General features: G+C 38.8%; 10 protein-coding genes. 2 read left to right on the plus strand and 8 right to left on the minus strand.

The window, feature by feature from the left end:
* Nucleotides 1–89 precede the first annotated feature (89 nt).
* The 7 genes from ABD769_RS24150 to ABD769_RS24180 form a co-directional block, all read right to left on the minus strand.
* Nucleotides 90–2,906, minus strand: coding sequence for an outer membrane beta-barrel protein (locus ABD769_RS24150; protein WP_344853938.1), 2,817 nt, complete (start codon nt 2,904–2,906; stop codon nt 90–92).
* A gap of 261 nt (nt 2,907–3,167) precedes the next feature.
* A complete protein-coding gene (locus tag ABD769_RS24155; RefSeq protein ID WP_344853939.1) occupies nt 3,168–3,602 on the minus strand; it encodes a VanZ family protein in 435 nt (144 codons plus the stop codon).
* A gap of 10 nt (nt 3,603–3,612) precedes the next feature.
* On the minus strand, nt 3,613–3,993 hold the full coding sequence (gene gcvH / locus ABD769_RS24160) for a glycine cleavage system protein GcvH (RefSeq protein WP_025145401.1): 381 nt from the start codon (nt 3,991–3,993) through the stop codon (nt 3,613–3,615).
* 368 nt (nt 3,994–4,361) lie between these two features.
* Nucleotides 4,362–4,883, minus strand: coding sequence for a hypothetical protein (locus ABD769_RS24165; protein WP_344853940.1), 522 nt, complete (start codon nt 4,881–4,883; stop codon nt 4,362–4,364).
* 179 nt (nt 4,884–5,062) lie between these two features.
* Nucleotides 5,063–12,265, minus strand: coding sequence for a T9SS outer membrane translocon Sov/SprA (gene sov / locus ABD769_RS24170; RefSeq protein ID WP_344853941.1), 7,203 nt, complete (start codon nt 12,263–12,265; stop codon nt 5,063–5,065).
* 12 nt (nt 12,266–12,277) lie between these two features.
* The gene (ruvA, locus tag ABD769_RS24175) at nt 12,278–12,862 is read right to left on the minus strand and encodes a Holliday junction branch migration protein RuvA (protein ID WP_086548088.1); all 585 of its coding nucleotides are present in this window, start codon (nt 12,860–12,862) and stop codon (nt 12,278–12,280) included.
* 6 nt (nt 12,863–12,868) lie between these two features.
* Nucleotides 12,869–15,190 (minus strand): NADP-dependent malic enzyme, encoded by a 2,322-nt coding sequence (locus ABD769_RS24180; RefSeq protein ID WP_344853942.1) that lies wholly within the window; start codon nt 15,188–15,190, stop codon nt 12,869–12,871.
* A gap of 1,105 nt (nt 15,191–16,295) precedes the next feature.
* Here ABD769_RS24180 and ABD769_RS24185 point away from each other — a divergent pair.
* Together ABD769_RS24185 and ABD769_RS24190 are read left to right on the plus strand one after the other, a co-directional pair.
* A complete protein-coding gene (locus ABD769_RS24185; protein ID WP_344853943.1) occupies nt 16,296–17,525 on the plus strand; it encodes a hypothetical protein in 1,230 nt (409 codons plus the stop codon).
* Nucleotides 17,522–18,316, plus strand: a complete 795-nt coding sequence (locus ABD769_RS24190; RefSeq protein ID WP_344853944.1) for a hypothetical protein — start codon at nt 17,522–17,524, stop codon at nt 18,314–18,316. The genes ABD769_RS24185 and ABD769_RS24190 overlap by 4 nt, the downstream gene beginning before the upstream one ends.
* A 181-nt stretch (nt 18,317–18,497) precedes the next feature.
* Here ABD769_RS24190 and ABD769_RS24195 read toward each other — a convergent pair whose 3' ends face one another.
* Nucleotides 18,498–19,901 carry a lytic transglycosylase domain-containing protein gene (locus tag ABD769_RS24195; protein ID WP_344853945.1) on the minus strand — a complete coding sequence of 468 codons (1,404 nt, stop codon included), beginning with the start codon at nt 19,899–19,901 and terminating at the stop codon, nt 18,498–18,500.
* Nucleotides 19,902–19,903: the final 2 nt, after the last annotated feature.

The raw sequence follows: 19,903 nt of genomic DNA on the forward strand, positions 1-19,903 counted from the left end.
TAATTATGGCAGATGGAGAACCGACCATTTAAAAATCATCCTTCAGATTTCTCCACTCAGGTCGAAATGACGAAACGGTACGCTGGAGATTACATTCTCTGACGACCACCGCCGCCACCACCGCCATTACCGCGCTGACCCGGCATCTGCATATCGCCACTCATATTTCTTCCGCCAATACGGGTTAAAGAATAAGTAAATGAGAGCATGTAATAACGTTTTAATACATTATAGTTTAAATCGGTAATGGAAGTACCAGTAGCTGTTCTGCTTACGCCTGTGTTCTGGTTTAATGCATCATTTACCGAGAATTTAAATGTACCACGGTTTTTAAAGAACTGACGGCTGATGTAAGGATTAAGAATGGTGTATTCCTGGTTATATAAATCGCCACCACCAAAATTTCTGAAATAATCAATATCCATCGCTAACCTGATATTTCCCGGCAGCACGTAACTCACATCAAAACTTGGGTTAATGGTATAAAACTGGGTATTTGCTGATTGTTGAGCTGAGAACGTTGAATTGGTGTAGCTACCGGTAATACCACCTGTTAGATCGAATTTATCAACATTGGTAACCAGCTTATAACCATTCGAAATGGTATAACTATTTGTAACATTTTTTACAGATGTGGTGCCTCCCTGAGGAATGATATAATTCACATTTCTGTTATAAGCACCGTTTCCTGAAATATTTAGGGTTAATTTACGCTCTGCCATTAATGGTAAAGACCATGTTGCGTTGGCATTACCTGCGTAAACACCATCAACATTGATATAACTTACCTGCTGGATACCACTAGGCAACTGAGCTACACTGTTACCAATGCTATTAAATGTTTGGGTCAGGTTTAAACCTGCAAAAAAGAACCGGCCATTTTCAATATTGAAGTTGTTAAAATTGATCCTCAACTGGTTATTAAATGAAGGTTTTAACGCCGGGTTTCCTACATAAATGGTTTGTGAATTGGTATTATCAGGAATCGGCTGGATCTGATCGATACTTGGTTGTGTGGTAGAACCGCGGTAGTTAATAAATAAACGTTTACGGTTGCTAAAGTTATACCTAAACTGTGCTGAAGGTGTGATATTAATAAAGTTCTGCGTACGTCTTAAACCAGTAGTTAAATTGGTATTTACCCTGTTGGTTTGCTGCGCGGCTACACCAATATTCCAGTTATATTTTTTTTCAGTAGTGGTTAAACTGGCACCTACCGCATTGGTTAAGGTACGGTTGTTATAGATATTCGAAAAGGTATCATCAACAATATCAAACTGCAGGGTTGAAGGATTGTAATTGAATACATCCCTTTGCGAATCGCTGTTTGAATAACCATTCTGGTAGTTAAACTCTACGCTTAAGGTTTTGTTTAATGGCTCTGTATAAACAACACGCGTGGTGTTATTTAATGAGTGACTGGTTGTATTGTTTAACTGATTTGTTAACGAATCCCTTGATACACCATCCATGGTAATGGTTTCCTTACGGTAATTAAGGTTGGTACCATCGTTATCGTTAATGCTGGTATTAACATTTAAGGAAAGGGTACGGCCTCTGCGTTTAAAACTCTTACGGATCAGTAAATTATTGCTGATGGTAGGCGTAGCAGCAGTTGTGGTATTGCGTTGCGTACCAACAGTTGAGGCATCAGTAAGGGTTCTCGTATATTCATTCAAATTATTCCCATCTGTTTCGGTATAGGCCAGATTTGGTTGTATTTTAATAGATAACGACGGATCTATCTTGGTATCAACCATAAAGTTAAACCGGTGGTTAATACGATCGGTAGTATTGGTTATTGCCTCAGCAATATTATTGGTACCGCCAGTAAGGTTTTGTGTATTAGAATTCTGGATTCTTTCTGAGTTTGCCTTATTAAAGAAATAACTGGCCTGAAACTGGGTACCATCTTTATAGGTATCGGCAAAGTTTAAACCCGCTGCATTGGTATTGGTAATGCCGCTGTTACTACTGCCAGAATTACCGCCACTGGTATTGCCACCACGGCCACCGCCGCCCCCACCGCCAAAGCCGTTACCTACGCCACCACCCTGACCAAAGTTCTGTTTGTTTACGTTGTTAAACTGGCCGATAAAACTGATCTGCCTGTCATCATCAAATTTGTTTACGTTTAAGCTGGCATCATAACGGTCGTTAGAACCATAACCTGCGGTACTGTTTCCGAAATAGCCATGTTTCATTCCGTTTTTAGTGGTGATGTTCAGGATTTTATTTCTTGTTCCATCATCTATACCGGTAAACTGTGCCTGTTCAGAAAGCTCATCAATTACCTGGATTTTATCTACCATATCGGCAGGAAGGTTTTTGGTTGCCAGTAACGGATCATTACCAAAAAACTCTTTACCATCTACTTTTACTTTGGTAATGGTTTCACCCTGGGCTTTTACGCTACCATCTTTCGCTACTTCTACACCAGGTACTTTTTTCAAAAGGTCTTCTACCACGGCATTTTCGCGTACTTTGATTGATTTTGCATCAAATTCCAAAGTATCTTTCTTTACCACAATCGGGATGGTTGCTGTAACGTTAACTGTATTTAAATCTACACCATCGTCGCTCATGGCAATATCGCCGGCATTTACAGCTGCTTTAGCTACTTCAACATCTTTTGTTGCAGTTTTTAAACCTAAAAAAGCCGAATAAATACGGTACTTACCTGGGGCAATGGCTTTAAAGCTGAAAGTTCCGTCAGGATTAGTCTGTCCGGAAGCCACTACGCTTGAATCTTTTAAACTTTTAACTGCTACAGTAGCAAAATCAACCGGCTTTTTATCTTTAGCATTAATTACTTTACCGCTGATAGAACCAGTATTTTGGGCCTGAGCGATATAACCACAAAATAGGAGCACCACAAATATTGCCCTCTGAACGTTTCTTTTCATCAAAAAAAATTAGATATTATTGTATAAAACTAAGCTATCAGACTATAGAAAAGCCCAAAGGTTTGTTAAGGTGTGTTAAAAGCTTGGTAACATTTTAAATACAGCCCACCGGCAGGTTACCAAATCGAAAAAAGGAAGGTGAAATGAAGTTATTATTTCCGTTGAGAAGGATAACTTTTGTAGTACACTTTTGGACAGTGACAGTCTTTTTTGAAGATGCTGCATCCACTTAAACTAATGGCCACAACTACACAGATGATGCTAAATCTTATTTTCATAGGAGTCTGTTTTATTTTCAGCGGAGGTTTCATCGAAATTTAATTTATGGAGCAACACATAGCTAAAAACAGCCATACATGCACCTAACATGTCGCATCCAAAATCCCACCATTCTGCAGAGCGATAGGTAAAAACTTTCCATTGTAGTAACTCAATTCCGCCACCGATTATTGCATTGATGAGCAAAATTTTAAAAATGGTTAGTGTTCTGAAAGCGTAGGTATGCTGATATTTTATCTTACCAAAAAAGAGCAGGACTGATAGCACAAAGAAAAAACCCATATGGGTCATTTTATCAAAGCCTTCAAAGAAAAAGCCGCTTTTCCCGACAGAATCGGAAATGTGCATATTACAAAACACTAAAACAACGATGGTCCAGAGAATGGCCCATTTTTGATGTTTTAGTGCTTTGTACAAAATATAAAGATTAAGCTCCTACCAGTTCCTGGTAAGCTTCTGCTGTTAATAAACCTTCTACTTCAGCTAAATCAGCTAAAGATACTTTTACCATCCAGCCTTGTCCGTAAGGATCAGAGTTAACCAATTCCGGGTTATCATTTAATTCAGCATTAACTTCCAATACGGTTCCGGTAACTGGCATATATAAATCAGAAACGGTTTTAACGGCTTCTACAGTACCAAAAACTTCTTCTTTTGCCACTTCGCTACCTACAGTGTTAATGTCAACATAAACAATATCACCTAATTCGCGCTGAGCGAAATCGGTAACACCGATAAAAGCTTCGTTACCTTCAACTCTAACCCACTCGTGGTCTTTAGTGTATTTTAATTCTGATGGAAAATTCATTTGTTTATAAGTATTTGAATATAAGTTATTATGTTTTATCTCAGGATGTTAGCAAATTCTACTGCAAAAGAATAAAGCTTTTCTGTAGTTTAAGCCTCAAAAATACAATTTAGTTTGGCTAATCGCAATGGCTAGAAATTAACTTTTAATTAATACCTATATTCTAAGAAAGTTTAAGGTTGAGATAATAATTTAATATAAGGAAAACTCTCTAGGATGTTTAATAGATATTTTTTTTATAAATTAAAGCCACTCTTTTTGAGAGTGGCTTAGTTTAATTAATAATTTTTTTTAATTCTTTAAACTAAAACTGTGTCATTTATCATAGCGGTAGGGGTTTTATTATACATTAATTTAATAACCAATCTCTAACTTATCTCAAAAGATTTGCCAAAATTAAACATTCCATCTTTTATACAACTCTTTTTTGTGTAATATTCTTGGACAAAGGATTTCGATATTCCGCTGAAGGAATGTTTTAAGTGAATTTTTACTTGCAAGAATTGTGCCTGATCTGTCCAAAGGCTAGAAAGATCTTCCCTTGTACCTAGAACTAAAGCATATTCAGCTTTAGCATCCTTTTTATTGTACTTTGGAAATAGTAATATATTTTCTTTTTTCAATGTAATCCAACGATGAGTATAATTTGGCCCACCATTTGAATTTACTGGTGTTTTCAAAATCATTTCTGCTCTGAGGTCTATTAAGTTATAGCTAGTATTATTGACTATCTTGAAAGCGTAATATCTTCCGTCTTTATCTGTGTCCGTGCAGATACTATTACTTAATTCTATTTTAGGTCGCATCATTGACATAAACCAAAAAAATAGCAACGAGGATACTACCCCTGAAATTAACCCAGTTAAGCTGGATAACAATAATTCTTGCATTGAGCGTTATTTTATCCTAAAATAAGTTAATCAGTTTAAAAAAACAAATTATGCACTAATTTTATGAGCTATTCAAATACTAATAACAATAATAAAGCAAGGACGTTGAAACAACAAAAAAGTATAATTATACTTTAATAAACATAATCTGTTGATTTTATAGTCTAGATTATATTTCATTAATTCAGTGTAAACCTTAAACTAAAACCGAAATTACTGAACGAAGTATTAAATGTTTGCGAAGTATAAGGCTTTGTAATGTTCGAATCGTAAAATAACTTAATATTAAACTTCTGGTTTAACACGTAATCTACACTTGGTCTTAAGCTAATGTTTTTCGCACCTGAAGAAACTTCTGCTTCGGTAATATCTGCTCGGTAAATAACAGTTTTGTTATCGCGGATGGCCACATCCAGTTTAAAGTCCATATTGTTATCCATTTTCAGGCTTTTAAACCAGCCAAAAGGAAAACGGAATTTATTGGTGCGGTAGCCCAAACCTAAAACCATATTGTTCTCCGATAACTGCGCCAATTGACTGTTTGATAAGCTCAAACCCAATAGCCTCGAACGGTTTAGTTCGAAAGAGGCAGTCAGGTTATTTTTAAACCTGGTATCTACCCCAACCAGCGGAGCAAAATACTCTGAAACAGTTACCTGCGCAAACTGATACTCGGGCAGGAAGTTATTATTTACGTCCCTGCTGCTCGAAGCGCCGTTGGTCTCCTGATAACGCAACAATGAATTAAAGCCATTGATGTTATAGGCAGAACGGTAACCATGCCTGATATCAACAGAGGTAAATTTATCGGCTATAAAAGGAATACTTGTTAAGCCGCTATAGGTTAAATTCCAGTTTGGAAGCGGTATTTTAGGGAAGGCATTCATTGTTGATTTGCTTGCATCTTTCCCTGAATAGGCAGCCATAAAGGCAGAAATAATTACATCCTGACTTTCTTTGCTGTAACCATCTGCATAACCTCCGTTAATACCTGATGAATTGGGATTTTGAGCGCCCAATCTTCTCGAAACAATAATCCTGTTGGCCATAAACTGGTTAAACAGGCTAGAAACAGTATTTGAGTTTTTCTCTTTAAAAGCAGTACCAATCGCGATATACGAAATGCTATAATCACCAGTGGTAATGGCACTTAAATTCTCGAATGATGATACACTTGCCACATACCTGAAATTGGTAGAGAAATTTCTCGTTTGCGCTTTATTGGCCTTTAAAGTAATCCGTAAATCTTTAAACGGCTCTATCTGCCCGGTAAGCTGAAAATCTTCCCTTAATGTATTTACATACAATTGGTTCTGCAGGGTATCAGTAGTTAACCAGCCATTGTTAAGCGCCATTTCGCGGATATCACGCTGACTACCGAAAGCAAAGCCAAGCCCCGGGGCTCCTGTTGCATTATCAATACCAAAATATTTGGTGGTTGGCAGGTAACCCGGCAAGAAAATACCTTTTGTTTGTACATAACTGGCATTAACGTTTTTCAAACTCGTTAATATGTTAATGAAGAACTTCTTCGCTTTACTACCATCCTGGTCGTTGCCAGTATTCCGGATAAAACCAAATTTATTGTATAAAGTTGTTAAATTCAATGTTGGGTTTACCTGGATTGTTCTGCTGTTCTGCACAGTATTACCCAGGTTAATATTCGGATCGCGCAGGGTAGAAAGTGGTTCAGTTTGCCAGTTAAAGGTTGTACCGTAACGGGTTTTAACACTTACCCAGTTTAAACCCGGAATTTTATCGATTGGCAGGTTATAAGTAACATTTAAATTGTGATTATAATCGGTTGTACGGCCCAAACGTTTTAAATTCTGCCAAACAGTATCGCGTTTTAAACCTTCAATTCTACCATCTGGTTCATCAATAATTGAATAGTTGGTGGCATTAAAATCTAACTGTAACGAACGCGTAAGGTTCCAGGCGATACCATACACGCGGCTCATGGTAAAGTTTTTGTTAAAAGTTGTGCCATAACCATTTTGGTACAAACCAATGGTATTGTTCGGGTCGTTATTTCTCAACGTATTTTCTGAATACAAACGATCTACATCAATCCTGAAGTTAATGGCACTTGGAAAAATACTAAAGTTGAAATCCCTCAGTAAAGCAAGCATATTCGATTTGATGATCTTCTCGAAAGGCGCTATGGTTTTGGCTTCTTTAGAATAACTGTACTGTAAAGATGCCCTGTAAGTATTCTGGATACTGCTTTGGTTAATAAAATCGCGGTGATTATACTGGGTATAAGCATAACTCGCTGCAAAGTTTTCAATATCCCAGAGATGAACCGGTTTACTCGTGTTTACACGGTCTTTACGCACATTGGTAAAGTTGATCCCCCTTCTAACCGTATAATCCTGCGCAAAATTTAAGATCGAATCTTTTTGTGCCTTGGTTGATTGCTCCAAAGCATTTTTCAGTTCGATATCCGGCGTCCTTGGATTGTACTGCGGGGTAGAAACCTGTTTCGAATAACTCACAAACATCGGGATTTTTACCCCTGATTTCTGCGGCAGGAATTTACCCAATTCCATGGCTGAAGAAACATCCAGTAATACATTATCAGCCCGGTTTCTTTCGCTTACTTTTGAATCGATAGAACCAAAACCCACGGTAGATTTACTACCCGAAATATTTACATCGGCAAAATCTGCCAGTTTTAAATTCAACCTTCCTGTTGCAGCCCAGCCACCTTTTTCATCAAATTCGGTTAACCTTAATTCGTTAAACCAAACCAAAGCACTTTTATCCTGACCGTCATCGCGGATACCATCATCATTGGCCGCACGTAACGGGTTTTTAATACCCACCATATAAACCCTCACCTTACTCATATCGGGCTGTCCTTTTACCACAATGGTTCTTGCACCATCTGTATAGGTAAATGGAACATTGGTTGGCCAGGGTTGTCCATTAGCCAGTTTAGCCACATTACGGGCCAATTTGGCATTCTGGAAAAGCGTTAAATCGATGTCCATTCTATTCGCCTCCGGCCAGATGGCATCAGGATCACTGGTTCCCGGATTGGTAACCTTTAAAGGCATTACATATTCGTAATAGTTATCCTGGTTATCGGTACCGATCCTTAAAAAGGCCGAAACATCATTATCATTTAGAAGCTGGTTATTAACCGCCTCAGCATGCACAAACATTTCTAAATGCTTGTAAGACCTGAAATCGCTGTAGGCCGTTTTAAAGGCCGCCCTGCCATAACCATCTCTTAAAGATTTAACAGTAACCGATAAAGATTGCTCGTTCAGCCTGGTATCGCCACGGTAATTACTGTAATCGCGTTCACGCAGAATGCCCGGAGGGGTAACATAAGGAATTGGAGAACGTTTACCGTTTTCTTCGATATTTACAGTTGAAACTTCGATGGTAGAATTATCTGGCGTTAAGGCAGGTAAAGATGGATCAACAATTACCTGAGCGGCAACATTTGATGCATTGTATTCTCTCCATTCGCCACGGATCAGTTGAAGTTTTGCAAAACGCAATACTGCAGTATCGGCGAAGTTGGTCATGAACATCCTGAAAAAGCGGATCGATTTAAAATCCTGGATGCCACCCACACGATCCTGATACTGACCAATCGGAATCCTGAACTGATACCAGGTAACAGCCTGTGTATTTCCGTTAGCCAGTTTTACCTGTGAAGTTACTTTATCGGTAATGAAATTCTGTCCAACATTTAAATCGCCGGGGCGGATAGAAACTTTATATTGAAAGTATTCATCGCTTTGGGTCATGTTGTTGTCGCGGTTAATATCTTCCCCGTCAGGCAATGAAGTAGAAGCCGAATTTTCGAGGCCTAATTCTGCCTGCGATTGTTGCGAAGTTTTAGAGTTACCCTCTGTTCCGTTATATTTTTCGTAACGTTTAAGGATACCGGCATTAATCTGATCTAAAGCAGGTCCCCTGAAATAGGAGTAGTTATCTGATGATGGATCGGCATCAATTGCAGCAGCAGCAGTAGCATTTAATTGCGATTTAATCTGTGTGATGGCCGCAGCAAATTTTGTTTTTTCATCTGCATCCGATAGTCCATCTAAACCCACATCCTGCGCACGGCGCGAATCGGGATTATTATCAAAAGCCTGCACAACGGGTTGTAATTTTGGTACACGACCCCACGCTGTTTCATCATATTTACTCGGATCGTTGGTAGCCGGCAAACCGTTTTCCAGTGATTTTCTGCCATCTTTAAGGATATCTTCGGAGATATTTCCTAAGTTGAAATACATATCACCACCGGCAGAATTTGGTTTATAAATAAAAGGATCCATTACCCAAAGCTCAATAAAGCCAACATTTAAGGCTTCGAAATCGTTGGTTTCGATTTTCCTCTGAAAACCACCCCAGTTATTTTTAGGTTGCAGTAAAGATCCGTCAGGCCTAAAATCGGTAGTACGGAAGTTATATGGTCCCCTCACGGTTGGATAGTAGGCCACATCAAGCGTGGTAATATTTAAAGCCTGTCCGGTTGCTGTTTCTTTAAAAGGGAATACCTCCTGCTCAATAACTTCCCTTACATAGTGGTTAGAAAGCTCATTCCGGTTGTTCCGGATGTTGGCTGGAGTGGTAGATGCCGCTGAGTTATAAAAAGTAGGGTCGATATTATAAAAGGCAATCCTTGCACGGTTATAGCCATAAGATAAATCGTTGGATTTGTTAGATTCGGCGAAAAGTTGCGGTGTGCCCGACAGTTGCCAGGCGATAGCGCTTTTTAAATCGATCACCGATCTTGACGCTTCGAAATCATCTAAATAACTTACACCATTTTTACTTCCGGCAAAATTCAGTGCCCTTGGGTGACCAGGAATCAACTGTGCAAACTCACCATAAAAGGTTACGCTTGATGGTGCTTTGGTTGAAATGAACGGAAGTTTATCAACCAGTTTTGTTAGAAATCTTGATGGCGAGCTATAATTAATATCGGCTCCCCAGATGGTATTCGAAATGGGTTCTTCGCCGATGTTTACTTTTTGGGTGAGAGGTTTTTCGGTGAGGTTCATAATCGTTCCACCGAGGTTTAGCTTATTGTTTACACGATAATCTAAACGGGTACCAAAAAGTGAACGCTGCTGCAGTCCGAAAAGTTCGTTGTTTTCAGTCGTAATCCTGATTGGCTGACCAGAAATTAATAGGGCCTGGTTAATAATACTTACCCGGCCACCCTGATAATCAACGGTAAAATCTACCCCTTCCGTTAATGGCATCGTTCCGGCGAAAACCTTTACCGATCCTTCGGGAACATTGATGGCATTTAAACTAAATTCAGAAGAAATATCAGATTGGTAATTAACCTTGATCACATACCTGTTTTGGTTCTGGAACAATTGCTTTGCAATGGTCTGTGTTGAATCGTAAAGTGCGGTAAAAGTATATTTATTGATCAGGGCCTGCTCGCTGGGCAAAAACCTGGCGGCTAAATCTTTACCAAAAGGTTCAATCACCGGAAAAATGATCCTTCCATTTGCAGGATCAATGGTGATGTAACCCGAATTTGTATTGGTAATTAATGAAGTTTGCCCGTTACTTCCGGTACCAAACAAACTGGCCTGGTTGGCGTTGCTTGCTGTAGAATAAGAACCAAAAGCATTGTTTGCCGCCACGAAATCGAAAACACCATCTGGTCTACGCTCGTTTTGCTGGTTTAAACGGTCAAACTCGGTCAGAGCAATCCATTGTTTATTTGCCGTATTCTGTCCTTCCGTCATTACCGGATTATCTACACCGGTTTCGTTATCAATGCGGTAAATATCGAGTTTAAAATTCTGACTGCTGATCTGATACCCACCGATAGAGTAGATATTTTTCATCATCAGATCCCAGGTAGGCAACTGAATTTTGGTGGTTTCGTTTTTTAATAATTTGGCGTAAAGTACCTTTGGGTTTGCCGCATCAAAAGGGATATCAGTAGAAAACTCACCCACCTGGTACTCCACACCATTATAGGTATAGCGATAAGCCACAGCCAAAACCTCATCCGCGTTTAAGGGGTTGTTTAATGATAAATATCCCAGTTGTGGCTGAAAGGTAAACTCACGCTCAGTTAATTTTCTGGCGTAGATTAGTTTGGCAAAGTTATCGGTATTGCTGGTGTTAACAGGGGTTGTTTGGAAGAACGAAAGAACAGCATTAGAATTGGTTTGCCTTACGGCCCCTCCCTGGTAAGCGTTTAACTGTGCAATTAAATTATTCGATTGTTGTGCAAAGCCTGTTGCAGTAGTTCCGGCAGGCAGGCCCGAAGTTCCGCCTGTAAGCAAAAGGTTGTTAAAAGGAACGTTTTCGCCTAAATCCATCAAACCCAATACATCTCTTGAATCGGTAGTGTTGCCTGCCTTATTCGTAATCCATACCTCTATTTTGGTAATCTGGATCGGAGAAGTAATAATTGGTGCGTTAGCCAGGTTTTTATTGTAGTTATTCCTGAAATATTGTGATAAGAAATAGTGTTTATTTGCCTCGTAACTATCAATACTTACGGTTGTGGTATTTTGCTGTGCACCATTGGTAATCTTAATTTCCCTCGATTGTGATTTTTGCTGGGTATAAACACTGGTTACATTTAATTTACCAAATTTTAACTGCGTTTTAATACCGAATAGTGCCTGTGTTCCGGTAATTAAAGAAGTATTTAAAGGTAAACTTACGTTACCGGCCTCAATTTTCTGGATAATATCATCTGCTCCACCAGTATAATCGAGTTTAATCTGATTTTCAAAATCGAACTGCGCCTCAGTGTTGTAATTGCTTTTGATTTTTAATTTCGTGCCAATATTTCCAACAAGGTCCATCTGGATCCTTTGGTTAAAGTCGAAATTGGTTTGTACCCTTTGCCTTTCGTTAAAAAGGGGATTTTCATTTTTATTGATGCGGCCTAAGAAAGTAAGTTCAGCTTCTCCGCGTGGCTGAATATCAATGGTGGTACCGCCGAATAGTTTTTCGAAGGCCTTGCTGTTTACCTGAATCTGAGGGATAATACCGGTACTGCGGTAATCGCTTACCTCAGCATTAGAAATGCTGCGCCAGTTGCCACGTTTTATCTCGCTGTTTACCAGCCGCTGGTATTCATCAATGGTTAAATATTGTGTATTTAAAACAAACCGGTCGCCTATAATTTCTTTAACCACATAACGCTTGTTTTTGGCATCGTATTCTACCACGCGCCTTAAGTTATTCGGTGCCGGATAAAAGGGATTAACAGCCGGACTAAGCCCCAGGCGCTCTTTTTCTTTGAGGCCGAAGTTATTTTTTGGCGTAATGGTATCCGCTTTGCTTGGAACAACTTGGGAAAAAGTGTTTTGAGAAGCAATTAAGAAAAGTGGGATGAGAAACAGAAATGTAGATATTCTCTTCAAAGGCAGTTTGGTCTATAAGGTTTTTAAAGCTTGTTTAATTAGTTGCTCTACCGAAAGTGTTCCCTCTGTCACTTTTAATATCTGGTCTATAGTTTTTTCGGCGGTTTGTTTGGCAAATCCGAGCATTACCAATGCAGATAACGCTTCATCTTTAACAGTATTGTGCTGAGGCATAGAAATTAATGAATCTGCCCCTTCTTTTTTCAGTTTATCCTGTAATTCTAAAACCAGGCGTTGTGCGGTTTTCGCACCAAGCCCCTTAATTCTTTGAATAAGAGGCAAATCTGCTTTAACAATTGCAGTCTGGATTTCTATAGGTGTAATGGATGATAAAATCATCCTGCCGGTATTTGGTCCGATTCCTGATACCGAAATCAAATGTAAAAATAAACGGCGTTCGCCCTCATCAGCGAAGCCGTATAATGTATGTGCGTCTTCTTTTACATGCAGCCAGGTGTAGAGTTTACACCTTTCTGCATCGCCCAAAGCGCTGTAAGTATTTAAAGAAATGTTAATATGATAGCCTATACCTCCGGCTTCAACCACAACATAAGCTGGGTTTTTGAATGTCAATTTACCATCAATATAGGCGTACATGCAATTCTACTTTTTGTTTGTTTTCCCAAATATACCTTTTCGTTTCGAAGTTTCAATTTCTTCTTTTGCCTGAACATCTACAACAGCAATGGTAACCATATTTACAATTTCGCGTACCGAACTGCCTAACTGAACAATATGAACAGGTTTATTCAATCCTAAAAGGATCGGGCCAACCGCTTCTGCACCACCAAGCTCTTGTAACAATTTGTATGCAATGTTGCCTGACTCAAGATTTGGGAACACCAAAGTATTGGCCGGAGCATCAGCTAATGTACTAAAAGGAAAGTTATCTTTTAGCAACTCGTTGTTAATGGCAAAATTTCCCTGCATCTCCCCATCTACTACGATTTCCGGGTGATTTTTATGAAGCAGATTAACAGTTTCCCTTACTTTATTTGGGGTTACGCCATCGTTTGAGCCAAAATTTGAATACGATAAAAGTGCAATACGTGGCTTAATGTTGAACTGTTTTACCGATTTATCAATCAATAATGTAATGTCAACAAGTTCTTCTGCAGTTGGATCAACATTTACCGTGGTATCGCCAAAGAAAACCGGACCTTTTTTGGTCATCATCATGTACATGCCGGCAACGCGTTTTACCCCCGGCTTTACACCAATTACCTGTAAGGCTGGTTTAATGGTAGCACCATAGTTTTTTGTTAAGCCCGAAATCATTGCATCAGCCTCGCCAAACTCGACCATTGATGCTCCGTAATAGTTACGGTCTCTCAACAATTTCGTTGCATCTCGCATAGAAGAAACCCCTTTACGCTGACGCTTTTTAAAAAGTGCCTCGGCATATTGTTTGGTTTTCTCAGGATTTTGCATCTGATCAATAATCTCTACACCTTCCAGTTCCAGCGCATGTTCATCAATAATGGCCTGGATTTTATCCCTGTTACCTAAAAGAATCGGAATAGCAATATTCTCATCTTTTACAATCTGGGCTGCTTTTAAGATTTTATAATTATCAGCCTCGGCAAACACCACACGCTTGGGATCCATTTTGGCTTTGGTGGTTACCGCCCTCATGATGGCATCATCCAAACCTAAACGTTTTCTCAGTTCTTCATTATAAGCATCCCAATCGGTAATAATTTTTCTGGCCACACCACTTTCTATGGCAGCTTTTGCTACAGCAGTAGAAACCTCGGTAATTAACCTGAAATCTACAGGTTTTGGAATGATATAATCTTTGCCAAATTTAAGGTTACGGGCATTGTAAGCAAGGTTAACCGCCTCCGGAACCGATTTCTTCGCGAGTTCTGCAATGGCTTTCACCGCAGCAATTTTCATGGCTTCGTTAATGCTGGTTGCCCTAACATCCAACGCTCCTCGGAAAATATAAGGGAAGCCCAATACATTATTTACCTGGTTGGGATAATCAGAACGGCCGGTAGCCATAATGAGATCTTTACGGGTTTTAATGGCCAGTTCGTATGCAATTTCAGGATTTGGGTTGGCCATGGCAAAAACAATCGGATTTTTGGCCATACCCATTAACATTTCAGGTGAAATTACGTTCGCAGCCGAAAGTCCGATAAAAACATCAGCACCTTTCATGGCTTCTCCAATGTTCGAAATATCCTTTCTGATGGTGGCGAAGCTCATGCGGATATCGTCGAGATCGGTACGGTGGATATCAATTAAACCGTTGATATCGAACATCACCAAATTCTCTTTTTTAACCCCTAAACTCAGATACATTTTAGAGCAGGAAACCGCGGCAGCACCTGCGCCGCTTACTACAACCTGAATTTTATCGATTTTCTTTTTCTGGATTTCGCAGGCATTTAATAAAGCTGCGCCAGAGATAATGGCTGTTCCGTGCTGATCATCGTGCATTACAGGGATATTCATCTCCTGTTTTAAACGGCGCTCGATTTCGAAACATTCAGGAGCTTTAATATCTTCGAGGTTGATCCCCCCGAAAGTTGGCTCCAATGCTTTAACGATTTTTACAAAATCATCAACATTTTCGGTATCCAGCTCTAAATCGAATACATCGATATCAGAGAAAATTTTAAATAAAAGGCCTTTACCTTCCATTACGGGTTTACCAGCTTCGGGGCCAATATTGCCCAGACCTAAAACGGCCGTTCCATTACTAATTACTGCAACTAAATTACCTTTAGCGGTATATTTATAAACATCTTCTTTATTATTTGCTATTTTTAAGCAGGGCTCTGCAACTCCCGGAGAGTAAGCTAAAGTTAAATCCCTTTGTGATGTTGTAGGTTTCGTGGGTACTACTTGTATCTTTCCCGGACGGCCTTGCGAGTGGTAATCCAACGCATCTTGCTTTCTATTCGTATTACTCATTAAGTAACTTATTAGTGACCGTGCAAAGGTACAATTCTTTTTATGAGGCTTAAAATAAAATGCCTTTCAAAAAAAGTTAAATGGGATGTGGGGCTAACAGATGTTAAGGTAATTACTTATTAATCGGATTAAGTTGTTTGATTGACATTTTGATCCGATAGCTATCGAATGAAGTGCAGTCTCACATTAAGTCTTACCGTAAGGACAAATCTTCTTAAGGATAATTTAGGCATTTTGCTAACTAACTTAAATAAAGCACAGATTTAAACCAAGGACGCTGTCAATCTCAGGAGCGGGGAAATCAAAAAACAGTTGCAAGGTCAGGTAAATTGGAACTAACAAACCTGAAACGCAGTGGTTTTGTGTTCATAAACGATGATTTTATTTTAAAAAAATTGAACACAAAACGAAATGCCGCTGTTTTTTGATGCGCATGAGACTGTGCAAAAGGCTCATTGCGGGATTGACAAGGCGCGTTGGGCACTTTGGCGCTCCAAAGTACCATGCCTCGCGGCATAGAGCGGTAGAAGAATGTCAAAAATAATTATTTTTAAACGGTCGTTTTTGGAGTTTTGAGCAAAGTCCATTGCTGATATGAGTAAGACATTTGCCGTTGATAATTTAAATTTCTTATTGTATTTCTTATTCTTTATACATACTATTATGACCTATGACCACTTATTAATAGAAAAAGCCAGTTTCGGGCTAGCTTCCTATAACTACATAATTTACCTAATCACTGATTGGATATACTTTTAAATTCCTCAATACATATTTGATTATGTTCTCCGGCATAATTATTTACAACCTTATGATATGCCCTACTTTTTCAATGATTTGGAAGTCCTTGAGAATATTCAGTTGCACAGCGCATTTGAAGAAACCAAGAACATCTTTTCCGTGCCAAAATACATAGTTGGCTATTTGGCAACCATAATTTCAATTTATATGCCTACTAATTGGGCATTTACCAAGAATATATACACCTCATATTTACCAATGTGCTAACAATATGGTAATGAAAAAATAACAATTTGCGTCTGCATTTTCCTATATCTTAGCGCAACTAATCCATACAACTTATATCAAAAAAAAATAGAAAACAATGAAAAAGATTATCGCTCTAATGCTCAAAACATCAATGTTGATGTGTTTGATTCTCTCGCTCTACTCTTGCAAAAAGGGCGCAGACAGTAGTAACAATGCCCTAAGCGAAAAAGAAGCGCTTGAACTGATCGGGCCAGCAAAAAAGTTATACGAAATGAAAGTAACGGATGCTCCAACAAGCCGCTTTGCCGTAGACTGGAGCAATTATGTATTTGAAGGAGATAGTATCTTGGTTGTCAAAACAAAAGGGGTAAGTATTTCCAGCAATGGCCGCAATAAGGACAGTGATGTGGCTATGGTGTCCGGCGTAATTTTTAAATTTAAGGATAAACAGATAATACGTGTACAAAAAGTAGATTTTTTTGGTAAACAAGCTGTAGTTAAAGATAAAGGACTAAAGATCTTGGCATCATTTAACAAATTGAAGTCTGGAAAATCTGACATCGCTGATGGAATTTTTCTTCAGTATAGCGCTAAACACAATATGAATGTTGCGGGCTTTTCTATTAAAAACGGACAAATTGAAAGCAACAGATATTTAGCAGTGCGAAGAATAGTAAGCCTAAGCAATTCAATTGGATCTAAAACAAATGCCCATGTTTCAAATTTTTCCAATAAATTGATGAACGGATATGGCACTTCTAATTGCGAACCAGTATATCTTTATATCTATGACAAACAAACAGGGCGGATTATTTCTCAGACATGGCTATATGATGCCTGTGAAGATCAGTCTGATCCAGAGGTTATTAACCCGACCACTCCTCCATCTGAACCGGAAGTAGATCCATGTGCTAATGATAAAGCTGAAAACGCTTTAAGTTATGAACTCGCTGGTGAAAATAACCTGATCGTGCTTGATAATGAAGCAGCTGGAGGTACAACAAGAAGTATGATATACCGATGGACATTTTTAAGAAATTCGTTTGGTTTTTGGTCATATATGAGCACTGAACGCGGCTTTCATAAAAAGATAGGAGATGAATGGCAGTGGGATAAACTGGAACATTTAGGCGAAGGCTTAAGCGGGATTACACCTGCAACAGAAATATCAGTCTCTAATTTTACGCTTCAGCCTACAATCGGAAAATATTATGCAACAGCGAAAGCTTATTTTAACTTTAAGGCTAAATTGCTCTGCGAATCAAAATTGAACCCAATTCCTGGTACAAATCAAAATCTGAGTGCAACGTGTGAAGTTTGGTACGTAAACGATATTTTTGAATGAGATTTTTGCTAATCATTTTATTTGCAGCAGCATTACTGGCTTCATCATGTAGTATCAATACCAGTCCTGAAATACTAGCTACGACTAGCTACGCAGAAATTGTTGACCGCCAGACTGGTGCTATCATACCTACAAATATTGATACCAGTTTAATTTCCAGACTGGGGAACATGATCTTATATCGTAAAACTATCCATGGAACGGTGTACAACGAGAAGGCTATTAAAAACGGTGTAATGGAAGTTGGAGATGATCCTTCCACAATAGCTTCAAGATCCTTTGAACACAGTTTTTTCATCCATTACATAGATCAAAAGACGGGCAGAAGATATGATTCGGTAGGAACAAATGGAAGTAAAAAACGCTTTGATCTTGATTCACTATTAATAGAAAATCCGATTCTAAAAGGCGGAACGGCTGATTTTGATGATAAAAGCATTTTATTGTCAAAAACCAATACAAAAGAAGGCTATGTTCAGGAAACTTATAAATATACCGCCAATCCAGGAGACAACTATCCGGATTCGACTTATCTGATTTTTGACAAAAGCTGGAAAAATAAGATTAACTACACATTATCCAAAAATATTGATAGTGTGCGGAAAATGAAGCTTGTTCGCATCAATTTAATTTTTAACCCTATAAGTAAAGAGAAAAGTAGCAGTGGAGCAGCAATTCCGAAAAAGGTGATTGATGTGAAAATATTCGAGCCCAACTTAAACAAGCATGACTTATTGGAAATAAAACAGGCTTTTGAAAAGTTTAAACAAGATGAAAAGGAAGATCAATAAGAGATCTTTATCAGGATCAGAAAAAATGATCCATTTAAACGGTAGGGGCATTAATTCGGGAAATAAATCTTTGAATAATTTTCATAGATCTCTCCTCTAGGATCGGGATGAGGCACAAATGTTACTTTCGAAGAAAAAATGTTTTCGACAAGCTCAAACTGACAATATGATATGGAGTAAACTACCCCTTATTAATCTTAAGGATCATCCCTACCTGTAAACCTGCTTTTGATAAGCGGTTATCCCTTCTGATACTTTGGACGGTTGCACCATCAAATTTTTCAGCAATATCAGATAAGGTATCGCCGGTTTTTACTTTATAACTTAAAAATGAGGATGGAGCCTTTAAAGGGGTGCGGTTTTTAGCATAGATTTTTAGCTTCTGTCCAGGCACAAGGGTTTTACTTTTCAGGCCGTTCCAAACACGCAGATCCTGAACCTCTACACCATATTTATCGGCAACCGCATTTAAATTTTGCCCGGCGGTAACTTTATGGTAAACTACAGAAGATGCAGCAATGGTTTTTACTTTTTTCTTTCTTAGATCCCTTACATCATCGGTGCTGGCCTCTATTACTTTCATGCTTACATCAACTTCCTGATTATTAAGCACATCATAAATACCTGCATAATCGATATCCCTTAATTTAGGCATTATGATCCGCTTGGGTTCATCATCGGTACCATTTACGATCTTCTTTTTATAAGATGGATTTAAGGCCATCATGGCTTCTTCCTCAATATTTAGTGCTTTGGCCAAAGTAGCTAATGATACAAAACGGGTGGTTTGAACGGTATCGGTTTTCAGGAACATGTTCGAAGCCTGTGCGGTAATTTGGTGTTTGCCAGAGTAATTCATCACATAAACAGCTGCAATAAATGCCGGCACATAATTCCGGGTTTCTTTAGGTAAAAACTGTCTGATTACCCAAAAGTCCCTCGATCCTGCTTTGTCTATTGCCCGTTTTACATTGCCTTTTCCACAATTATAAGCTGCAATGGCCAGCAACCAGTCGCCAAGCTCTTCAAAAGCATCCCTAAAATAAGCCGCGGCAGCATAACTGGCCTGGATCGGATCTTTACGTTCATCAACAAAATTGTCCATCTTTAAGCCATAAGCCTTACCGGTTCCAAACATAAATTGCCAGATACCCGTTGCACCCACACGCGAAATGGCATGGGGGTTCATCTGCGACTCTACAATGGTTAAGTATTTTATTTCCTGCGGAATATTATAATCTTTTAAGGCTTTATCAAAAATCGGGAAGTAGTAACTTGATAAGCCGATCATTTTCCCGAACATATCCTTACGCTTGGAGTAGATGTCTATATACTGCTGAACATACTCATTATAAGGAAGCGGAACGGCTTTAGCAATGGAATCGAGCCTGAGTTTATAGATAAAGTTTTGCCCCATGGTGAGGGGATTTTCAGAAACTGCAGGTACGGCAACGGTATCAGTATTGATAAAGATGTTGTTGTGTATCTTCGGAAGACTATCGAGTTTAAGGGTTTGTTGCGCAGAAGCGGAAGAAATGTATCCTAAGCAAGCACAAATTGAAGCAAAAAGTAATTTTTTAATCATGG

The sequence above is a fragment of the Pedobacter jeongneungensis genome (genome assembly GCF_039538295.1).
GTDB lineage: Bacteria > Bacteroidota > Bacteroidia > Sphingobacteriales > Sphingobacteriaceae > Pedobacter > Pedobacter jeongneungensis.